17 protein-coding genes are annotated in these 15,954 nt (G+C 57.2%); 14 read left to right on the top strand and 3 right to left on the bottom strand.

What is annotated here, in order from left to right:
• Positions 1–113 precede the first annotated feature (113 nt).
• From Z946_RS0104905 to Z946_RS0104845, 13 genes are all read left to right on the top strand, one after another.
• Positions 114–785, top strand: a complete 672-nt coding sequence (locus tag Z946_RS0104905) for a response regulator (protein WP_025054619.1) — start codon at positions 114–116, stop codon at positions 783–785.
• 29 nt (positions 786–814) lie between these two features.
• A complete protein-coding gene (locus tag Z946_RS0104900; RefSeq protein WP_221228635.1) occupies positions 815–2,131 on the top strand; it encodes a sensor histidine kinase in 1,317 nt (438 codons plus the stop codon).
• 68 nt (positions 2,132–2,199) lie between these two features.
• Complete coding sequence (locus Z946_RS0104895) at positions 2,200–3,162, top strand: NADPH:quinone oxidoreductase family protein (RefSeq protein WP_025054617.1); 963 nt, start codon at positions 2,200–2,202, stop codon at positions 3,160–3,162.
• 84 nt (positions 3,163–3,246) lie between these two features.
• A complete protein-coding gene (locus Z946_RS0104890; RefSeq protein WP_025054616.1) occupies positions 3,247–3,768 on the top strand; it encodes an SRPBCC family protein in 522 nt (173 codons plus the stop codon).
• A 58-nt stretch (positions 3,769–3,826) separates the two neighbouring features.
• Positions 3,827–4,780, top strand: a complete 954-nt coding sequence (locus Z946_RS0104885) for an ABC transporter ATP-binding protein (RefSeq protein ID WP_025054615.1) — start codon at positions 3,827–3,829, stop codon at positions 4,778–4,780.
• Entirely contained in the window at positions 4,777–5,538 is a 762-nt protein-coding gene (locus Z946_RS0104880; protein WP_025054614.1) for an ABC transporter permease, read from the top strand. The genes Z946_RS0104885 and Z946_RS0104880 overlap by 4 nt, the downstream gene beginning before the upstream one ends.
• Positions 5,539–5,588: 50 nt before the next feature.
• Positions 5,589–6,386: a S49 family peptidase gene (locus Z946_RS0104875; RefSeq protein WP_025054613.1), complete on the top strand. Its 798-nt coding sequence runs from the start codon at positions 5,589–5,591 to the stop codon at positions 6,384–6,386.
• A 170-nt stretch (positions 6,387–6,556) separates the two neighbouring features.
• Positions 6,557–7,504 (top strand): calcium/sodium antiporter, encoded by a 948-nt coding sequence (locus Z946_RS0104870; RefSeq protein ID WP_025054612.1) that lies wholly within the window; start codon positions 6,557–6,559, stop codon positions 7,502–7,504.
• An 8-nt stretch (positions 7,505–7,512) separates the two neighbouring features.
• On the top strand, positions 7,513–8,292 hold the full coding sequence (locus Z946_RS0104865) for an SDR family oxidoreductase (protein WP_025054611.1): 780 nt from the start codon (positions 7,513–7,515) through the stop codon (positions 8,290–8,292).
• A gap of 289 nt (positions 8,293–8,581) precedes the next feature.
• Positions 8,582–10,447, top strand: coding sequence for an excinuclease ABC subunit UvrC (gene uvrC / locus Z946_RS0104860; protein WP_025054610.1), 1,866 nt, complete (start codon positions 8,582–8,584; stop codon positions 10,445–10,447).
• A gap of 89 nt (positions 10,448–10,536) precedes the next feature.
• Entirely contained in the window at positions 10,537–11,202 is a 666-nt protein-coding gene (gene pgsA, locus Z946_RS0104855) for a CDP-diacylglycerol--glycerol-3-phosphate 3-phosphatidyltransferase (RefSeq protein WP_025054609.1), read from the top strand.
• The gene (gene moaD, locus Z946_RS0104850; RefSeq protein WP_025054608.1) at positions 11,202–11,447 is read left to right on the top strand and encodes a molybdopterin converting factor subunit 1; all 246 of its coding nucleotides are present in this window, start codon (positions 11,202–11,204) and stop codon (positions 11,445–11,447) included. Before pgsA ends, moaD begins: the two co-directional genes overlap by 1 nt.
• Before the next feature lie 3 nt (positions 11,448–11,450).
• Complete coding sequence (locus Z946_RS0104845) at positions 11,451–11,894, top strand: molybdenum cofactor biosynthesis protein MoaE (RefSeq protein WP_025054607.1); 444 nt, start codon at positions 11,451–11,453, stop codon at positions 11,892–11,894.
• A gap of 19 nt (positions 11,895–11,913) precedes the next feature.
• Here the strand turns inward: Z946_RS0104845 and Z946_RS0104840 are convergent, their stop codons facing one another.
• From Z946_RS0104840 to ubiA, 3 genes are all read right to left on the bottom strand, one after another.
• Positions 11,914–12,267 carry a hypothetical protein gene (locus Z946_RS0104840; protein ID WP_025054606.1) on the bottom strand — a complete coding sequence of 118 codons (354 nt, stop codon included), beginning with the start codon at positions 12,265–12,267 and terminating at the stop codon, positions 11,914–11,916.
• On the bottom strand, positions 12,254–14,161 hold the full coding sequence (locus Z946_RS0104835) for an OmpA family protein (protein WP_025054605.1): 1,908 nt from the start codon (positions 14,159–14,161) through the stop codon (positions 12,254–12,256). The genes Z946_RS0104840 and Z946_RS0104835 overlap by 14 nt, the downstream gene beginning before the upstream one ends.
• 61 nt (positions 14,162–14,222) lie before the next feature.
• Positions 14,223–15,185 (bottom strand): 4-hydroxybenzoate octaprenyltransferase, encoded by a 963-nt coding sequence (gene ubiA / locus Z946_RS0104830; RefSeq protein ID WP_025054604.1) that lies wholly within the window; start codon positions 15,183–15,185, stop codon positions 14,223–14,225.
• An 11-nt stretch (positions 15,186–15,196) separates the two neighbouring features.
• Between ubiA and Z946_RS0104825 the strand changes: the two genes are divergently transcribed.
• The gene (locus Z946_RS0104825; RefSeq protein WP_025054603.1) at positions 15,197–15,916 is read left to right on the top strand and encodes a 16S rRNA (uracil(1498)-N(3))-methyltransferase; all 720 of its coding nucleotides are present in this window, start codon (positions 15,197–15,199) and stop codon (positions 15,914–15,916) included.
• Positions 15,917–15,954 lie beyond the last annotated feature (38 nt).

The raw sequence follows: 15,954 nt of genomic DNA, 5'->3' as shown, positions 1-15,954 counted from the left end.
GCCTATACAATTTTGTAACCTGCATTCCGGGCGTCCAGAGTTTTGCCGCAAGGCCGCAGCGGCTATATGTCTAGGAACGGGCCGGTTGCCCTAAACTGTAACAGCGAACTCTTATGAAGCTTTTGATCGTCGAAGACGACAACACCACGGCATCCTACATCGCGCGCGGTCTGCGTGAAGAGGGGCATGTGGTGGACATGACAGATACCGGCAAGGAAGGGCTGATCGCCGCGACCTCTGGCAGTTACGATGTGATCGTGCTCGACCGGATGTTGCCGGAGGTGGACGGTCTGACCGTGCTCAAAACGCTGCGCGGGGCGGGCAATACTACGCCGGTTCTGTTGCTGACCGCACTGGGGAATGTAGAGGACCGGATTGAGGGATTGCAGGCTGGCGCGGACGACTACCTTGCCAAGCCCTTTGCCTTTGGTGAATTGTCTGCACGCATTGCCGCCCTGGCCCGCCGTCCGCAAACGATGGAGGCGGAAACAGTATTGCGTGGTGGTGATCTGGAAATCGATCTGCTGACGCGCAAGGTAACGCGTGCGGGCCAGGAGATCGAATTGCTGCCACGGGAATTTGCGTTGCTAGAACATCTTTTGCGCCGCAAAGGCAGGGTCCAGACGCGGACCATGCTGCTTGAGAGTGTCTGGGATCTGGGCTTTGACCCCGGTACGAACGTGGTGGAAACGCACATCAGTCGCTTGCGGGCGAAGGTGGATAAACCGTTCGAGACTGAATTGATCGAAACGGTGCGTGGTGCCGGATACCGGATCGTCGCGTGACGGGGCGCTTGCGGCAATTCTGGCGGTCAATGCCGCTGCGGCTGGCAATGCTGCTGGTGGCGCTCTTTGCTGTGGTAAGCTTGCTGAGCCTTGCGGCAAGCTATGCGGTGACACAATCTTCGTTCGAGCAGACGATCCGCGCAGATTTGCGGCAGGATTTGGCCGGATTTCGCGCTGCCCCCACAGCCCGCGCTGTTGCGCTGCTGGTTGAGGCGGAATCGCGCGAGGCTGATCCCGACCGGCTGATCCTAAGCTACATTTCACCCACCGGACGTATCTATGGCAATGGGGCCATTGCGCGTGATGATGAAGGATTTCACATCGTATCGCTTGACGGGGCGCGGACAGGCTATGAAGGGGACTACCTGTCGCTGACTGACGCGCTTTATGGGGGGGTTATTACAATAGCCCGCAGCAGGGCAGAAATTGTGGCGCTGCGCGGGGTTTTCCTGAACATCCTTTGGATCAGCCTCATCCCGACGGTATTGATCGCGCTGTCTGGCGGTTTGTTCCTTGCCCGTCGTTCCAAACGTCATGTCGAAGTGGTGGGAGCGGCGCTTGACCGGATGACAAGCGGCGATCTGGGCGCACGCGTCGATATCGGGCCGCGCTGGTCTGAGGACCTTGTGCAGATCGGTGGTAAGCTGAACCAGATGGCAGGGGCGCAGGAAGGGCAGATGCGGGCATTGCGGGGGGTATCGTCGGACATCGCCCACGATTTGAAGACACCGCTGCAACGTGTCGGACTGTACCTTGAGGATTTGCGCGGACAGTTAGACGATGAGGCTGCGGAAGCGATCCTTGCGGACAAGATGCAAGGCGAACTGGATGATATGGGCCGCGTCTTCGAGGGATTGTTGCAACTGGCACAGGTGGAGGCAGGATCGCCGAAGGCCCGATTTGCGCCTGTCGATCTGGTGGCGCTGGGCAGTACGGTAACCGAGATGTTCGAGCCGACCCTCAGCGGGACCGGCCACCGTTTGAGTTTTGAACATCCGGCAGACGAGATGATAGTGCAGGGTGATCGGGCCCTTCTGGGGCAGATGCTGTCAAACCTGATCGAGAACGCGCACAGGCACACGCCGCAGGGGAGCGAGATCAAGGTGTCGTTGGAGCAATCGGGCGGTGCCTGCACGCTGATCGTCGCAGATAACGGACCAGGGATTGATCCTGATGAAAGGGACAAGGTGCTGCACCGGCTGTACCGTCTGGACCGCAGCCGGAATACGCCTGGCCATGGTTTGGGTCTGAGCCTTGTTGAAGCTGTTGCCACGCTGCATGACGCACGGCTGGAATTGCACGATAACAGACCCGGTCTGCGGGTTGAGGTGCGGTTCAGGCGCTAAGGACGCTCTTGCCATTCCTTGCGGCTTGGGGCCATCTGCGGCCTGAACGGACAAAGGAGATTGCCCCGATGCGTGCCATGCAAGTCACCGCTTATGACAGCCCGCTGACCCTGCAGAATGTAGAATTGCCGGTTCCGTCCGAGGGCGAGGTGCTGGTGCAGATCGACACGTGCGGCATGAATTTCGGCGATACCCTGATGATTAAAGGGACCTATCAGGAAAAACCTGCGCTGCCGTTCACGGTGGGCATGGAACTGGCTGGAACAATTGAAGGGCTAGGCGATGGGGTGACGCATCTGGAGGTCGGCCAACGGGTTGCGGCCTATGTGGGTCATGGCGGGCTTGCTGAATATGCGGTGATGCCTGCGGAGGTCTGTGTACCTATCCCCGATGAGATGTCTGCAGTAGATGCCGCGGCGTTTCTAATCACGTACGGTACCAGTCACGTGGCCTTGGACTACAAGGCCAAGATGCAGGCGGGTGAGCGGTTGCTGGTGCTGGGTGCGTCGGGCGGTGTGGGGCTGACGGCAGTAGAGCTGGGCAAAGTTATGGGGGCCGAAGTGATCGCATGCGCGCGTGGCAAGGAAAAGCTTGAGATCTGCCGTACTCTGGGTGCGGATCATCTGATCGATTCAGAGACCGATGACATCCGTGAGATCGTGAAAGCACTTGGCGGCGCCGACGTCGTTTATGATCCGGTTGGCGGTGACCAGTTCAAGGCAGCTATGCGAGCGTGCAATCCCGAAGCACGGCTGCTGCCGCTTGGCTTTGCCTCCGGTGATGTGCCGCAAATTCCGGCGAACATTCTGCTGGTCAAGAACCTTACGGTCATGGGGTTTTACTGGGGAGCGTATGCGCGGTTGAACCCCGCTGTGCTGACCGACAGCTTCAAGACGCTTATTGAATGGTACGTTGCAGGCAAGATCAAACCGCATGTCAGCAACGTTTTGCCGCTGGAGCAGGCGAACGAAGCGCTGGACCTGCTGCGGTCGCGACAGGCGACCGGCAAGGTTGTTGTGCAGGTGTCCTGAATGCCGACTTGAGCGCGACCTCTTGCCGCGCCCTCAAATGCCGCGTTAACTAGGCGGCGAAATGTCAAACAAGGAGTAGACCTCATGCAGATGTCCGATACCCGCCAGATTGCGGTGCCCCCCGCACAGGTTTACGCCGCCTTGCTGGATCCTGAAATGTTGAAGCAATGCGTGCCAGGCGCGCAGGAGGTCACAGGTTCGGTCGAGGACGGGTTTGAAGCAACTGTTGTGCAGAAGGTCGGACCGGTAAAGGCGACCTTTAAAGGTGAGGTCACGATCTCTGATCTGGTCCCTGACACCTCGCTCAAAATCGACGGCTCCGGCAAGGGTGGTGCTGCGGGATTTGCCAAGGGCGGTGCCGAAGTGCGGCTGCTTGAAAAAGATGGCGGAACCGAGCTGAGCTATGATGTGGAAGCCAAGGTTGGCGGGAAGCTCGCGCAACTGGGAAGCCGGATCATTGATGGATTTGCCAAAAAGATGGCAGATCAATTCTTCCAGAATCTTCAAGACGCTTTGGAAGGGCCTGCCGAGGATATCGCGGCAGAATCCGAGAGCGCCGAAGACGCGCCAGCGAAAAAAGGTTGGTTCGGCCGCTCAAAGGCCTGATCGGGTCTGTTGCCTGTCGGGTAATCAAACTACGTTCCGCGACAGGAAGGACCCCGTCATGTCAAATATCGTCGAGATTACGAACCTTAAGAAATCCTACAAAGGAGGGTTCGAAGCGCTCAAGGGCGTGAGCCTGAACATTCGAGAGGGTGAGATCCTAGCCTTGCTCGGACCAAATGGTGCTGGAAAAACCACCCTGATTTCAACGGTCTGTGGTATCACAACAGCGACGTCAGGGTCAGTGACGGTTGGTGGCCACGATATTCTGAGTGACTATCGTGCGGCCCGCTCGATGATCGGTCTGGTCCCGCAGGAGATAAATCTTGAACCGTTTGAGAAGGTCATCAATTCGGTCCGGTTTTCACGTGGCTTGTTTGGCAAGCCGTCTGATGATGCGGCGATCGAACATGTTCTGAGGCAGCTGTCGCTGTGGGACAAAAAGGACAACCAGATCAGAGAGCTGTCAGGCGGCATGAAGCGCCGTGTGTTGATCGCCAAAGCGCTGGCGCATGATCCGCGTGTCCTGTTTCTGGATGAGCCGACGGCTGGTGTGGATGTCGAGCTGCGCAAGGACATGTGGGACGTCGTCGCAAACCTGAAGGCGGACGGCGTGACGATTATTCTGACAACCCACTACATTGAAGAAGCCGAGGCGATTGCAGACCGTGTCGGGGTGATTGCCAAGGGCGAACTGATGCTGGTGGAGGACAAAGACACGCTTATGGCGCGGATGGGCCAGAAGGAGCTTGAGGTGCAGTTGACGCAAACCTTGAGCGAAGTGCCGGAAAGCCTGCGATCGGATACGCTGCGCCTGTCGGATGACGGCACTGCCTTGATCTACACCTACGACACGAGGGCGGAACGCACAGGCATCACAAAACTGCTGGCTAATGTGGCCAAGGCGGGGCTGACGTTGCGTGATCTGGTGACACGGCAATCCAGCCTCGAAGAGATATTCGTGAATCTTGTACATGAAGGCGACGAGACCTCAGGCGCGGAGGATGCAGCATGAACTGGATGGCTGTAATCTCCATCTTCAGGTTCGAGATGGCCCGCTTTTTCCGCACAATCGCGCAGAGCTTTCTGGCCCCCGTGATATCGACGTCGCTTTACTTTGTTGTGTTTGGTGCCGCCATCGGCAGCCGCATTCAGGAAGTCGAAGGCGTCAGCTATGGTGCGTTCATTGTGCCAGGGCTGATTATGCTGACGGTTATCACGCAATCGATCTCGAACGCATCCTTTGGTATCTATTTCCCGAAGTTCATCGGGACGTTCTTTGAACTGCTCGCAGCACCGATCAGTTTCCTTGAAATTGTGCTGGGTTATGTCGGTGCCGCAGCCCTTAAGGCGTTGATAATCGGATTTATTATCCTGATTACGGCGTTTTTCTTTGTCGATTTCAGTATTGCGCACCCGTTGGCGATGGTGGCGTTTCTGGTTCTTACATCGGTCAGCTTTGCCCTGTTTGGATTTATCCTCGGCATTTGGGCGGGAAACTTTGAACAGTTACAGATTGTGCCGCTGCTGATTGTGACGCCTTTGGTGTTTCTGGGCGGGTCGTTCTATTCCATCGCTATGCTGCCGCCTGTCTGGCAGACGATTTCGATGTTCAATCCGGTTGTCTATCTGATCTCGGGCTTTCGCTGGGCGTTTTTTGATACGGCGGATGTGCCGATTGTTACCAGCCTTGTGGCAATCGGGCTGTTCACCACGCTGTGCCTTGGCGTCATCTGGTGGATATTCCGCACAGGCTGGCGCATCAGGCAATAAAGCGGGAGGCTGCCTTGTCTGAACAGAACTCACACTCTACATGAGGATACATGAAGAACTGGCTACCTTTCCTGAAATCTGATCCTACCGTTGCAGTTGTCCGCCTTGCGGGCATGATTGCAGGGTCGGGGCGCGGCGCATTGAATGATGCGACGCTCGCTCCGGTTTTTGAGCGCGCGTTCTCAAAGGGCAAGCCGAGTGCGGTCGCGCTGGTGATTAATTCGCCCGGTGGCAGCCCAGTGCAATCCTCGCTGATCGGCGCACGTATTCGCAGGTTGGCGGAAGAGAAGAACGTTCCGGTATACGCTTTCGTCGAAGACGTTGCGGCATCGGGTGGCTACTGGCTGGCTGCGGCAGCGGACGAAATTTATGCTGACCCATCATCGGTCGTAGGTTCCATCGGCGTTATCTCTGCGTCTTTTGGATTGGACGAGTTCATCCGCAACTATGGAATTGAGCGCCGTGTCTATACGGCTGGCCAGTCCAAAAGCATGCTTGACCCTTTCCGCCCCGAGAACCCGGAAGATGTCGCGCGGTTGAAGGCGTTGCTTGAAGATATTCATGTGAATTTCAAAGAACACATCACCACGCGCCGGGCTGGTAAGCTTCCGCAGGACAAAGATCTGTTTACGGGCGAAATCTGGCTTGGTGCACGTGCGGCCGAGTTGGGGTTGATTGATGGCATCGGCCATTTGCAACCCAAGATGAAGGACCTCTTTGGCGATAAGGTAAGGTTCCGCAATTATGGCGTAAAGCGCGGGCTGCTGTCGCGGTTTGGCGCAAAGATGGCCAGCGATGCGGTTCAGGGCATCGAAGAACGCGCAGCCTTTGCGCGGTTTGGTCTCTGATCCATGGTTGCCAAGATTGTTCTTCTGTTTCTGGTCTTTATGGGTCTGCTTGCCTGGTTCGGCAAAATGCACTGGCTTGGGTCCAAACGACTGACGCAGACTAAATGTAAGGGATGCGGACGTTACCGTATCGGAAAAGGGCGCTGTGCCTGTGGGAGTAACCTTTGATGATCATGCCGTGGTTACTTTCAGGCCTCGGGCTTGTGATTTTGCTGTTGGGCGGGGATGCGCTGGTCAAAGGAGCGGTTAACCTTTCGCTGCGACTGGGTGTACCTGCGTTGATTGTCAGCCTGACAATCGTGGCTTTCGGAACATCCGCGCCGGAGCTTTTGATTTCCGTAAAGGCGATCCTTGACGGGGTGCCGGGTTTGGCGCTGGGCAACGTCGTAGGGTCCAACACGGCCAACATCCTGCTTGTTCTGGGTATTCCCGCGCTACTTGCCACGATGCACACATCGGAATGTAACACGCGCAAGACCTTCAACTTTATGATTGCGGCGTCAGTATTGTTTATCGCGCTTGCCTTCCGCGGTGTGATCGACTGGATCGCAGGGTTGGTGCTGCTGGGTGGATTGGCCTACGTGCTTGGGGATGCGTTCCGCGATGCACGTGCACACCGCAAGGCGTGTGAGGTTACAGACACCGAAGAACCCGAAGGGGCAGACCCCGATATGCCCACATGGCAGATCGCGACATTCCTTGTACTGGGCCTTATCGGATTGCCTGTAGGTGCTGGTTTGCTGGTTGATAACGCGACCATCATTGCGCAAGCCTACGGTGTCAGTGATACGGTGATCGGGTTAACGCTGGTGGCGATTGGCACGTCTTTGCCGGAGCTTGCCACAACAGTTATGGCCGCGCTGCGGCGACAGGCGGATGTGGCACTGGGCAACGTGATCGGGTCGAACCTGTTCAATCTGCTGGCCATCATCGGTATCGCAAGTCTTGTCGGCCCGATCAGGGTCGATCCTGAATTTTTGCGGTTTGATCTTTGGGTTATGCTGGGCGCGTCGCTCATGTTGTTCCCGTTCGTATATCTCAAGATGGATATCACGCGGTTCTGGGGAATCGTGCTGAGCGTCCTATATGTCAGCTATCTGGTTGTTGTGCTGATTTAGGAGAGACAATGAAGCGGGCATTGGTGACAGGGGCGGGGAACCGTCTTGGCGCTGCTATGGCGCGATATCTGGGCAGTCGCGGGTTTGACGTTGCTGTGCATTACGCCAGTTCCGAAGAGGGTGCCGCGCATGTTGTGCGAGACATTCGGAATTCCGGTCAGCGTGCGATTGCTTTGCAGGCCGACCTGCTGTCTGACGCCGAGACAACGCAGTTGTTTGAGGACGCTGTTGAAGGATTGGGCGGTCCTGTGACATGCCTTGTGAATAACGCGTCAATCTTTGAATACGACACGATTGAAAGCGCTACCCGCGAAGGCTGGGACAGGCATATGGGCAGCAATTTGCGCGCGCCTTTTGTGCTGAGCCAGTCGATGGCCCAGCAAGGGCTTGGCGCGGATAAAGATGCCTCAGGAGAGCCGTTCGCGACGGGTTTGATCGTGAATATGATTGACCAGCGGGTGCGCAAGCTGACGCCGGAATTCATGACCTATACGCTCGCAAAGATGGGGCTTTGGGCGTTGACGCAAACGGCTTCGCAGGCGCTTGCGCCGTCCATACGGGTGAACGCCATTGGGCCTGGCCCGACCCTTCAGGGCGCGCGCCAGTCGGATAAACACTTTGCCGACCAACGGGCCAGTACTGTGCTGGGGCGGGGTGCCAATCCGGCTGACATCACAGCGGCCTTGGGGTATTTTCTGGATGCACCAGCGGTGACCGGACAACTGCTGTGTGTTGATGGCGGACAGCATCTGGGATGGAAGACACCGGATGTCTTGGGTGTCGAGTGAGACCTATGGTAGTAAGAGTTCTGCACTTGCCGAATACAATGTAACAGATTTGTGTTAAAACTCATTAATTTTCAGCAGCTTGGCGAAGAACAATAAAAAATATCCAAGAAAATCAGCGGTTTGGAATAGTGCCTAAAAATTAGGCAATTCGTTGAAGTCTGCCGAAAACAACGATAAAATCAACCCGCTCCGATGTTACCCTCAGACTTATCCACATGTTTCGTGGACAGGTTAACACTTGTTACCGAAGACGCCATATTGCAGCAGTGCCTGAGAATCAAAGGTTGAAATGACTCAAGAAACGCAGAAACAACCGGTCGGCTATGAGGTAATTCAGAGCTACCTCAAGACCATTGATGCATCTCCGGGCGTGTACCGGATGCTCGATAGCGAAAGCCGAGTTCTTTATGTCGGTAAGGCGCGGAATTTGCGTGCGCGGGTCAGCAGTTACGCGCGGCCAACGGGGCATTCAGCGCGTATTTCGCGGATGATCTCCAACACCGCCTCCATGATGTTTCTGACAACCAAGACAGAGACAGAGGCGCTGCTGCTTGAGCAAAACCTGATCAAACAGCTCAAGCCAAAATTCAACGTGTTGCTGCGCGATGACAAAAGCTTCCCGAACATCGTGGTAACGTCCGAGCATGACTATCCGCAGATCAAAAAGCATAGGGGCGCGAAGAAAGAAAAGGGGACGTATTATGGTCCTTTCGCTAGTGCCGGTGCTGTTAACCGTACACTGAACCAATTGCAGCGTGTTTTTCTGCTGCGTGACTGTTCGAATTCCATGTTCGAGAGCCGTACACGGCCCTGTCTGCAACATCAGATCAAGCGGTGTTCCGCGCCTTGTGTGGGTAAGATCAGCCCCGAAGACTACCGACAGACGGTCAAAGACGCGCAGCGGTTTTTAAGTGGTAAGACCACGGATATTCAGGCGAGGCTAGCGTCAGAGATGGCGCAGGCCTCCGAAGACATGGAATTTGAAAGGGCAGCGGCGCTCCGCGACCGGATCAAAGCGCTGACGCAGGTGCAGACTGCACAGGGTATCAATCCCAAGGGCGTATCAGAGGCCGATATTATCGCGCTGCACATGCAAGACGGGCAGGCCTGTGTGCAGGTGTTTTTCATCCGTGCCAATCAGAACTGGGGCAACCGGGACTACTATCCGCGTGTCGGCGCGGATGTTGACGAGGCCGAGGTGTTGGAAGCCTTTATCGGACAGTTTTATGACACACGCGAGCCGCCGCGGCAGCTCATCTTGAGCAATGAGATCGAAAGCCCTGATCTGATGGCTGATGCGCTGTCGGGAAAGCTTGGCCGCAAGGTAGAGCTGCTGGTCCCTCAGCGTGGTGAGAAGGCAGAACTTGTAGATGGTGCGCTGCGCAACGCACGCGAGTCGCTGGCGCGCAAGATGGCGGAGACGGCAACGCAGACACGGCTGCTACAGGGATTGGCGGATGCCTTTGAGTTGCCGGGGCCGCCCGCGCGTATCGAGGTCTACGACAACTCGCACATCCAGGGCACCAACGCTGTGGGCGCGATGGTTGTGGCCGGACCTGACGGGATGATGAAAAACCAGTACCGCAAATTCAATATACGCGGTGACGATCTGACGCCCGGTGACGATTTCGGCATGATGAAAGAAGTGCTGACCCGTCGTTTCAAGAGACTGATCAAGGAAGACCCCGAGCGTAAGGAGGGCCAGTGGCCTGAACTGTTATTGATTGACGGGGGCGCTGGTCAGGTGAGTGCGGTGGCATCGATCATGCGTGAATACGGTGTGGAAGACATTCCAATGGTTGGTGTGGCCAAAGGTGTGGACCGGGACGCGGGCAAGGAAGAATTTTACCGTGTCGGCAAACGACCTATGGCACTGCGGCACAACGATCCGGTGCTCTATTTTGTGCAGCGGATGCGGGACGAGGCGCACCGGTTTGCAATCGGCACGCACCGTGCGAAGCGGGCCAAGGCAGTCGGGGCCACGCCTTTGGACGATGTGCCCGGCGTTGGCGCGGCCCGCAAGCGGGCGCTTTTGGCGCATTTCGGGTCGGCCAAAGCCGTGGGGCGGGCCAATCTTTCGGATCTCAAAGCGGTGGATGGTGTGTCGGATGCGCTGGCCGAAACGATCTATGCCTACTTTCACGAGCGCGGTTGATACGGGTTGAAATGCGAGCGGAAAACAAGACGTATCCAAGTGGGGTGTTGGTGCTTTCACATGTGCGCAACGCAAGGTAGGGTGCCGGCATGAAGTGGAACCTGCCTAATATTCTGACGCTTTTGCGTCTGCTTGCCGCCCCTTTGGTCGCGGTGATGTTCCTTTATTTTACGCGGCCTTACGCAGATTGGTTTGCGCTGCTGCTGTTCGTATCAGCCGCTGTAACGGATTGGTTTGACGGCTACCTCGCGCGGGCGTGGAAGCAGGAGACCAAGCTGGGTGCGATGCTGGATCCAATTGCTGACAAGGCGATGGTCGTGATTGCATTGATGGTCATTATCGGGTTTTCCAGCTGGTCGCCGTGGCTGGTTTTGCCGGCGACACTGATCCTGTTCCGTGAAGTTTTTGTCTCTGGTCTGCGCGAATTCCTGGGCGATGTGGCGGGGACGCTCAAGGTTACGAAGCTGGCAAAGTGGAAGACAACATTCCAGATGACCGCCATTGCGGTGTTGTTCAGTCAGGGTGTGTTTGAACATTACCTCGGCATGTCGGTCTTTGGGATGGACGAGAGCCTGATCGAAGCCATTCTGAACGGCGAAGAAGACGACGTCTTGGGCCTGCAGTGGAAGTTCGCGGGCATGGAATGGGCGGGCCGCGTCGGTCTGTGGTTGTTGTGGATCGCAGCGGCACTGACGGCGATGACCGGATTCGACTATCTGGTCAAAGCCTTGCCGCATCTTAGGGAGCCGAAGTGATGGATGTACTTTATTTCGCATGGGTACGCGAACGGATCGGATTGCCACGCGAACAGGTCGAGACAGAGGCGTCAACAGTTGCCGATCTGGTTGCCGAACTGCGCGGTCGGGAGGATCGCTATGATCTGGCGTTCTCTGACTTGTCCGCATTGCGTGTGGCGGTGGACCAAAAGTTGGTTGATTTCGACGCCCCGATCGCGGGCGCCCGAGAGGTCGCGTTTTTCCCACCGATGACGGGCGGATAAGCGATGCGAATCTCGGTGCAGGAAGCCCCGTTTGATCTGGGTCGCGAAAGCGCTGCTTTTGCCGCAGGCCACCGCGACATGGGCGCGATAGTTACCTTTACCGGCATCGTTCGCGACCTTCCTGATGATCCGTTGGATGCGATGGAGATCGAGCATTATCCCGGGATGACCGAAGCGGCGTTGACAGAAATTGCAACGCAGGCAATGGCGCGTTTTAGCCTTGGGGATGCGCTGATTATTCACCGCTACGGCCGTTTGACCCCCGGCGAGATGATCATGATGGTGGCGACTGCTGCACCGCACCGCAAAGACGCTTTTGACGGGGCCGAGTTCCTGATGGACTACCTGAAATCCCGGGCACCGTTTTGGAAGCGGGAGATTACGGCGAAAGGCGCGGCTTGGGTTGCGTCAAAAGATGCGGACGAGGACGCGCTAAAGCGCTGGTAGCAGCGGCTGAACTGACGCCTCAGCGCTGTGAAGAGAACACTTCACCCGTAGATTTGTTTTGAGTCTCCAGAAAAACGCGCAGCTCTTCGGCCTCGTGACGTGCATCGCGCAAACCTTCCATGGCAGCACCAAGTTCAGCTTCGGTCTGTGCGAGCTGATTGGTCAGCTCTGCCTCGCGCTGCTGCAGGTAGGTGATTGCCTGATCGCGGGTTTCTTCAGCTTCGTGCAGTTCCTGACTCATCCGGTCAAGCTGTGCTACATCTCCCGCTGCCACGCGTGTAAAGCGGTGCAAAAGCCAGTTGGCGAACCATCCAAGGCAAAAGGCGACAAACAGGATGATGGCTGTGGCGAGGACGAATTCAGTTCTGCTCATCTGATGTGCCTTCTTCGGACGTTTGGTTTTCTGTATCGCCTGATTGAGCCGCAGACTCCAGCGTTGTCTCATCGGGTACCGCGACGGTATCAGGGCGCAGCAGACGGAATTCGATGCGGCGGTTGGCTTCGCGGCCCGCTTCTGTGCCATTGTCCGCAATCGGGTTTTCTTCGCCATACCCTTTGGCAGTGTAGGTGCCGGTCAGCACACGACGAGCACGCAGTTCGTTCAAAACTGACTCCGCGCGACTTTGGCTGAGAGCGAGGTTCATTGTCTCGCGGCCCTGACTGTCGGTATAACCCTGAATTTCCAACGGCAGATCACCACAGCGTTTCAGGATGTCGGCGATTTCATCCATGATCGAAAGGGCGGAGGAATCAATCGTGGCGGAGCCGGGTTCGAAGTTAATCTTGCCTGTTTTCAATATCTCGCCGATTTGCGCTTCACATTCGCTTGGGGAGGGCAGGCCCAGAACGGGATCGAGCTTTTCCTGATAATTCACGGAGATATCGTAGTCCGCGCCTTCACCCAGTTTTCCAGCAAGGAGAGAGGCGATTTCGGTGCTGGCATCAGGGTTGCCAGTATTGCCTGTCACAGACAGCGCGTTGGGCGTGACAGTGACAGAGCCGTTGCTAAGGGCCGCCAGTGCTTCCAGTCCGGTCAGCACCCGTGGAGCCCAGTCGGCTGGCAAGTTTTCGGCCACTCTTGTCGCTGTATAAACCCGGTCGGACCCGAATCGCGCCTTGGCATAGCTGTCTGCAAGTTCGCGCAGGGCAGCATCATTTACACGTCCGCGCAGTTGCACCTGACCTTCGGGGCTAAGTGTTACGGTGAACTCTGGTGGTCCTTCGTTCGGGTCTTGCACCTTGGGCAATTGCGAGCGCAGCGCGAAGACGGGCGGCAGGCTGTTTTCAAGCTCTCCGACCACGCGGTCGAATGTGGCCTGACTGCTGCCCGGCAGGGCAATCAGATTGATGTCGGCATCGGCGAATGTGACTGATCCGCCGCCCAGACGTTCGACCGCGCTGATGGCCTGTTCTACCGCAGTCGACCATGTCGGGCTTGGCACACCCATGCCCACAGTGCAGCGTGGCGTATCGGTCACGCCCGCACGCGTGGCGGCTGCGACGATGCGGGCACGTGCCGCGTCGGTATCGGCAGAGCAGGCGTCAAAGTGCGCACCGTCTTCATCCAGCTCAAAACGCAGTGTAAAGGGCGTAATCACAGGGCGTGGTGCTGCGATGTCGATAACCAGCTCGACGCTTGGCGGGACACGCCGCTTGAGGACCCGCTCCATTTCCGCTCTGGCTTCGACACTGTCGGCGATCGCGGTAATCGATACACGGCCCGCCGCGATAGATGCTTTTGCGCGCGGCAGCTGTGCGATGGCACTGGTCGCATAGGCCAAGGCATCTTCCCACCCTTCAGGCGCGGGATAATCGGCCTGCTCCAGCAGGTCAGCGACGTTTGCTTCACCTGCCATATTGGCAAATTTCTTGATCGTGCTTTCGCGATCAGTGCTGGCAGGGATAAGGCCGATGATTGAAATGCCACTGTCATTGCGCAGCACTTCGGCAGAGAAACGGGGAGGCGCGATGGCGGCCTGCGCTTCAACTTCCATCAGGTCGATCACGCGGGCGGCATCAACGATAGAACCTGCTGTAGTCAGTGCTTTGTAGCGGACCGCTTCGGTCGGGGCGACGCCGGCCAAGGTCACTTGCAACCCGTCTGCTTCTACTTCGGCCCAGGTCATTCCTTCGCCATCAAGCGCATCGCGCACGCCGATTTCGGAGCTTTCCTCAATCAGCTTCACGCTGAAATTCGCCGCAACCAGAGACACGACAGCAGCCGCGAAGAAGGTCATTGCGATGATCAGCAGTGAAGAAAGGCGCATAAGTCAGGGTTCTGCTTTGTTGAACTTGGTCTTTGATACGCGTGCAGGCTGGGAGGTGCAATCACGCCAGCAGGGCTGCGGCGAAAAAGAACAGCGGGATCATGCCGGTATCTCGGTTGGCACGAAACAGCTGAAGCATTTTCGAGGGATTGTTGATGTCCAGGCCGCGCAATTGCCACGCCATATGCCAACCCATCGCCCAAGGTCCCGCCAGCGCGATTACCAGCGCCAGAATGGTTGCATTCGGCATCGCGCTAAAGACAACGGCCAGCCCCATCAGACCGACAGTCGCCATCAAAAAGCGGCGCAACCATTGCGGTGATGTGTCACCGAACAGCCGCGCGGTAGACTTTACACCGATCAGCGCGTCATCCTCTGTGTCCTGATGTGCATAAATCGTATCGTAAAAAAGGGTCCAGGCGATGCCGGCACCATATAAGAGGATCGCAGGGGAATTCAGCACTCCTGCATGGGCTGTCCAGACCAGCAATGCGCCCCAGTTGAACGCGAGCCCCAGAAATACTTGCGGCCACCATGTAAATCGTTTGGCGTAAGGATAGACTGCGACCAGCAGCAACGACAGAAATCCCAGACCGATGGCAGCACGATTGAAGGTGAACAGGATAAGTGCGGCGAGCAGGGCCTGAATCACCATCCATGCTATCGCGGCCTCAACCGTGACCTGACCGGAGGGGATGGGGCGCGACCGCGTGCGGGCGACTTGCGCATCAATATCGCGGTCGGTGATATCGTTCCAAGTGCAGCCTGCACCACGCATCAGGAAGGCGCCGATGCCGGTACCGATCAGAATCCAAAGATCGAACCAGCGCGGACTTTGATCGTAGAGGATTGCCAGCGCCAGACCCCACCAGCAGGGCAACAGCAGCAACCATGTGCCAATCGGCCGGTCAGCGCGGGACAGGCGCAGATAGGGGCGCGCAAAAGCCGGTGCATATCGGTCAACCCAGTTGTCGCCGGCCGCATCTGCGACAGGTGCATCTGGTGAAGGCGGCGCGTCTTGCATATATCGGTCTCATGAATGCGAAAATAAGACTGTATGTAGATCACCCTTTAGGGGAGGAGCAATCGGTTCCTTTAGATAAAGGACAGGCGCATTACCTTTTCGGGGTGATGCGGCAGGCGGTGGGCGGCATGGTGGCGCTGTTTAACGGGCGCGATGGCGAATGGCAGGCCGAGATTGTCGAAGCGGGCAAACGCGGTGGAACGCTGCGCTGTGTCAATCAAAGCGCTCTGCTGCAGATGCCGCCGGACCTGTGGCTGATCTTTGCCCCGATCAAAAAGGCGCGCACCGATTTTATCGTCGAGAAAGCTACCGAAATGGGAGCTGCGCGGATTTTACCTGTGATGACAGAGTACACCAATGCGGGCCGTGTGCAGGTAGACCGGTTGCAGGCCCATGCGGTTGAGGCGGCAGAGCAATGCGGCGGGACATATGTGCCCCGCGTGGAGGCTCCGGTAAAATTCCGTGTTTTGATGGACCAATGGGCACCCGAGCGCCGGATCATGTTTTGCGACGAGGCGCTTGCAGGCGCGTCAGGTCGTTTGCCCGAGGTGCGCGGCCCTTGGGCAATCCTGATCGGACCGGAAGGCGGGTTTTCAGACGCGGAACGCACGCGATTGCACAAGGCTGACTATGCGGATGCAGTCACACTTGGCCCACGCATTTTGCGCGCCGATACGGCGGCCGTCGCTGCAATGACCCTGTGGCAGCAGTCGTTGGGGGATTGGGCGTGACCGGTTTGGCGATGATGCGCTGCGCTTTGCACGAGTTC

It is taken from the genome of Sulfitobacter noctilucicola (assembly GCF_000622385.1).
GTDB lineage: Bacteria > Pseudomonadota > Alphaproteobacteria > Rhodobacterales > Rhodobacteraceae > Sulfitobacter > Sulfitobacter noctilucicola.
This window is presented reverse-complemented; position numbering and strand designations above follow the sequence as displayed.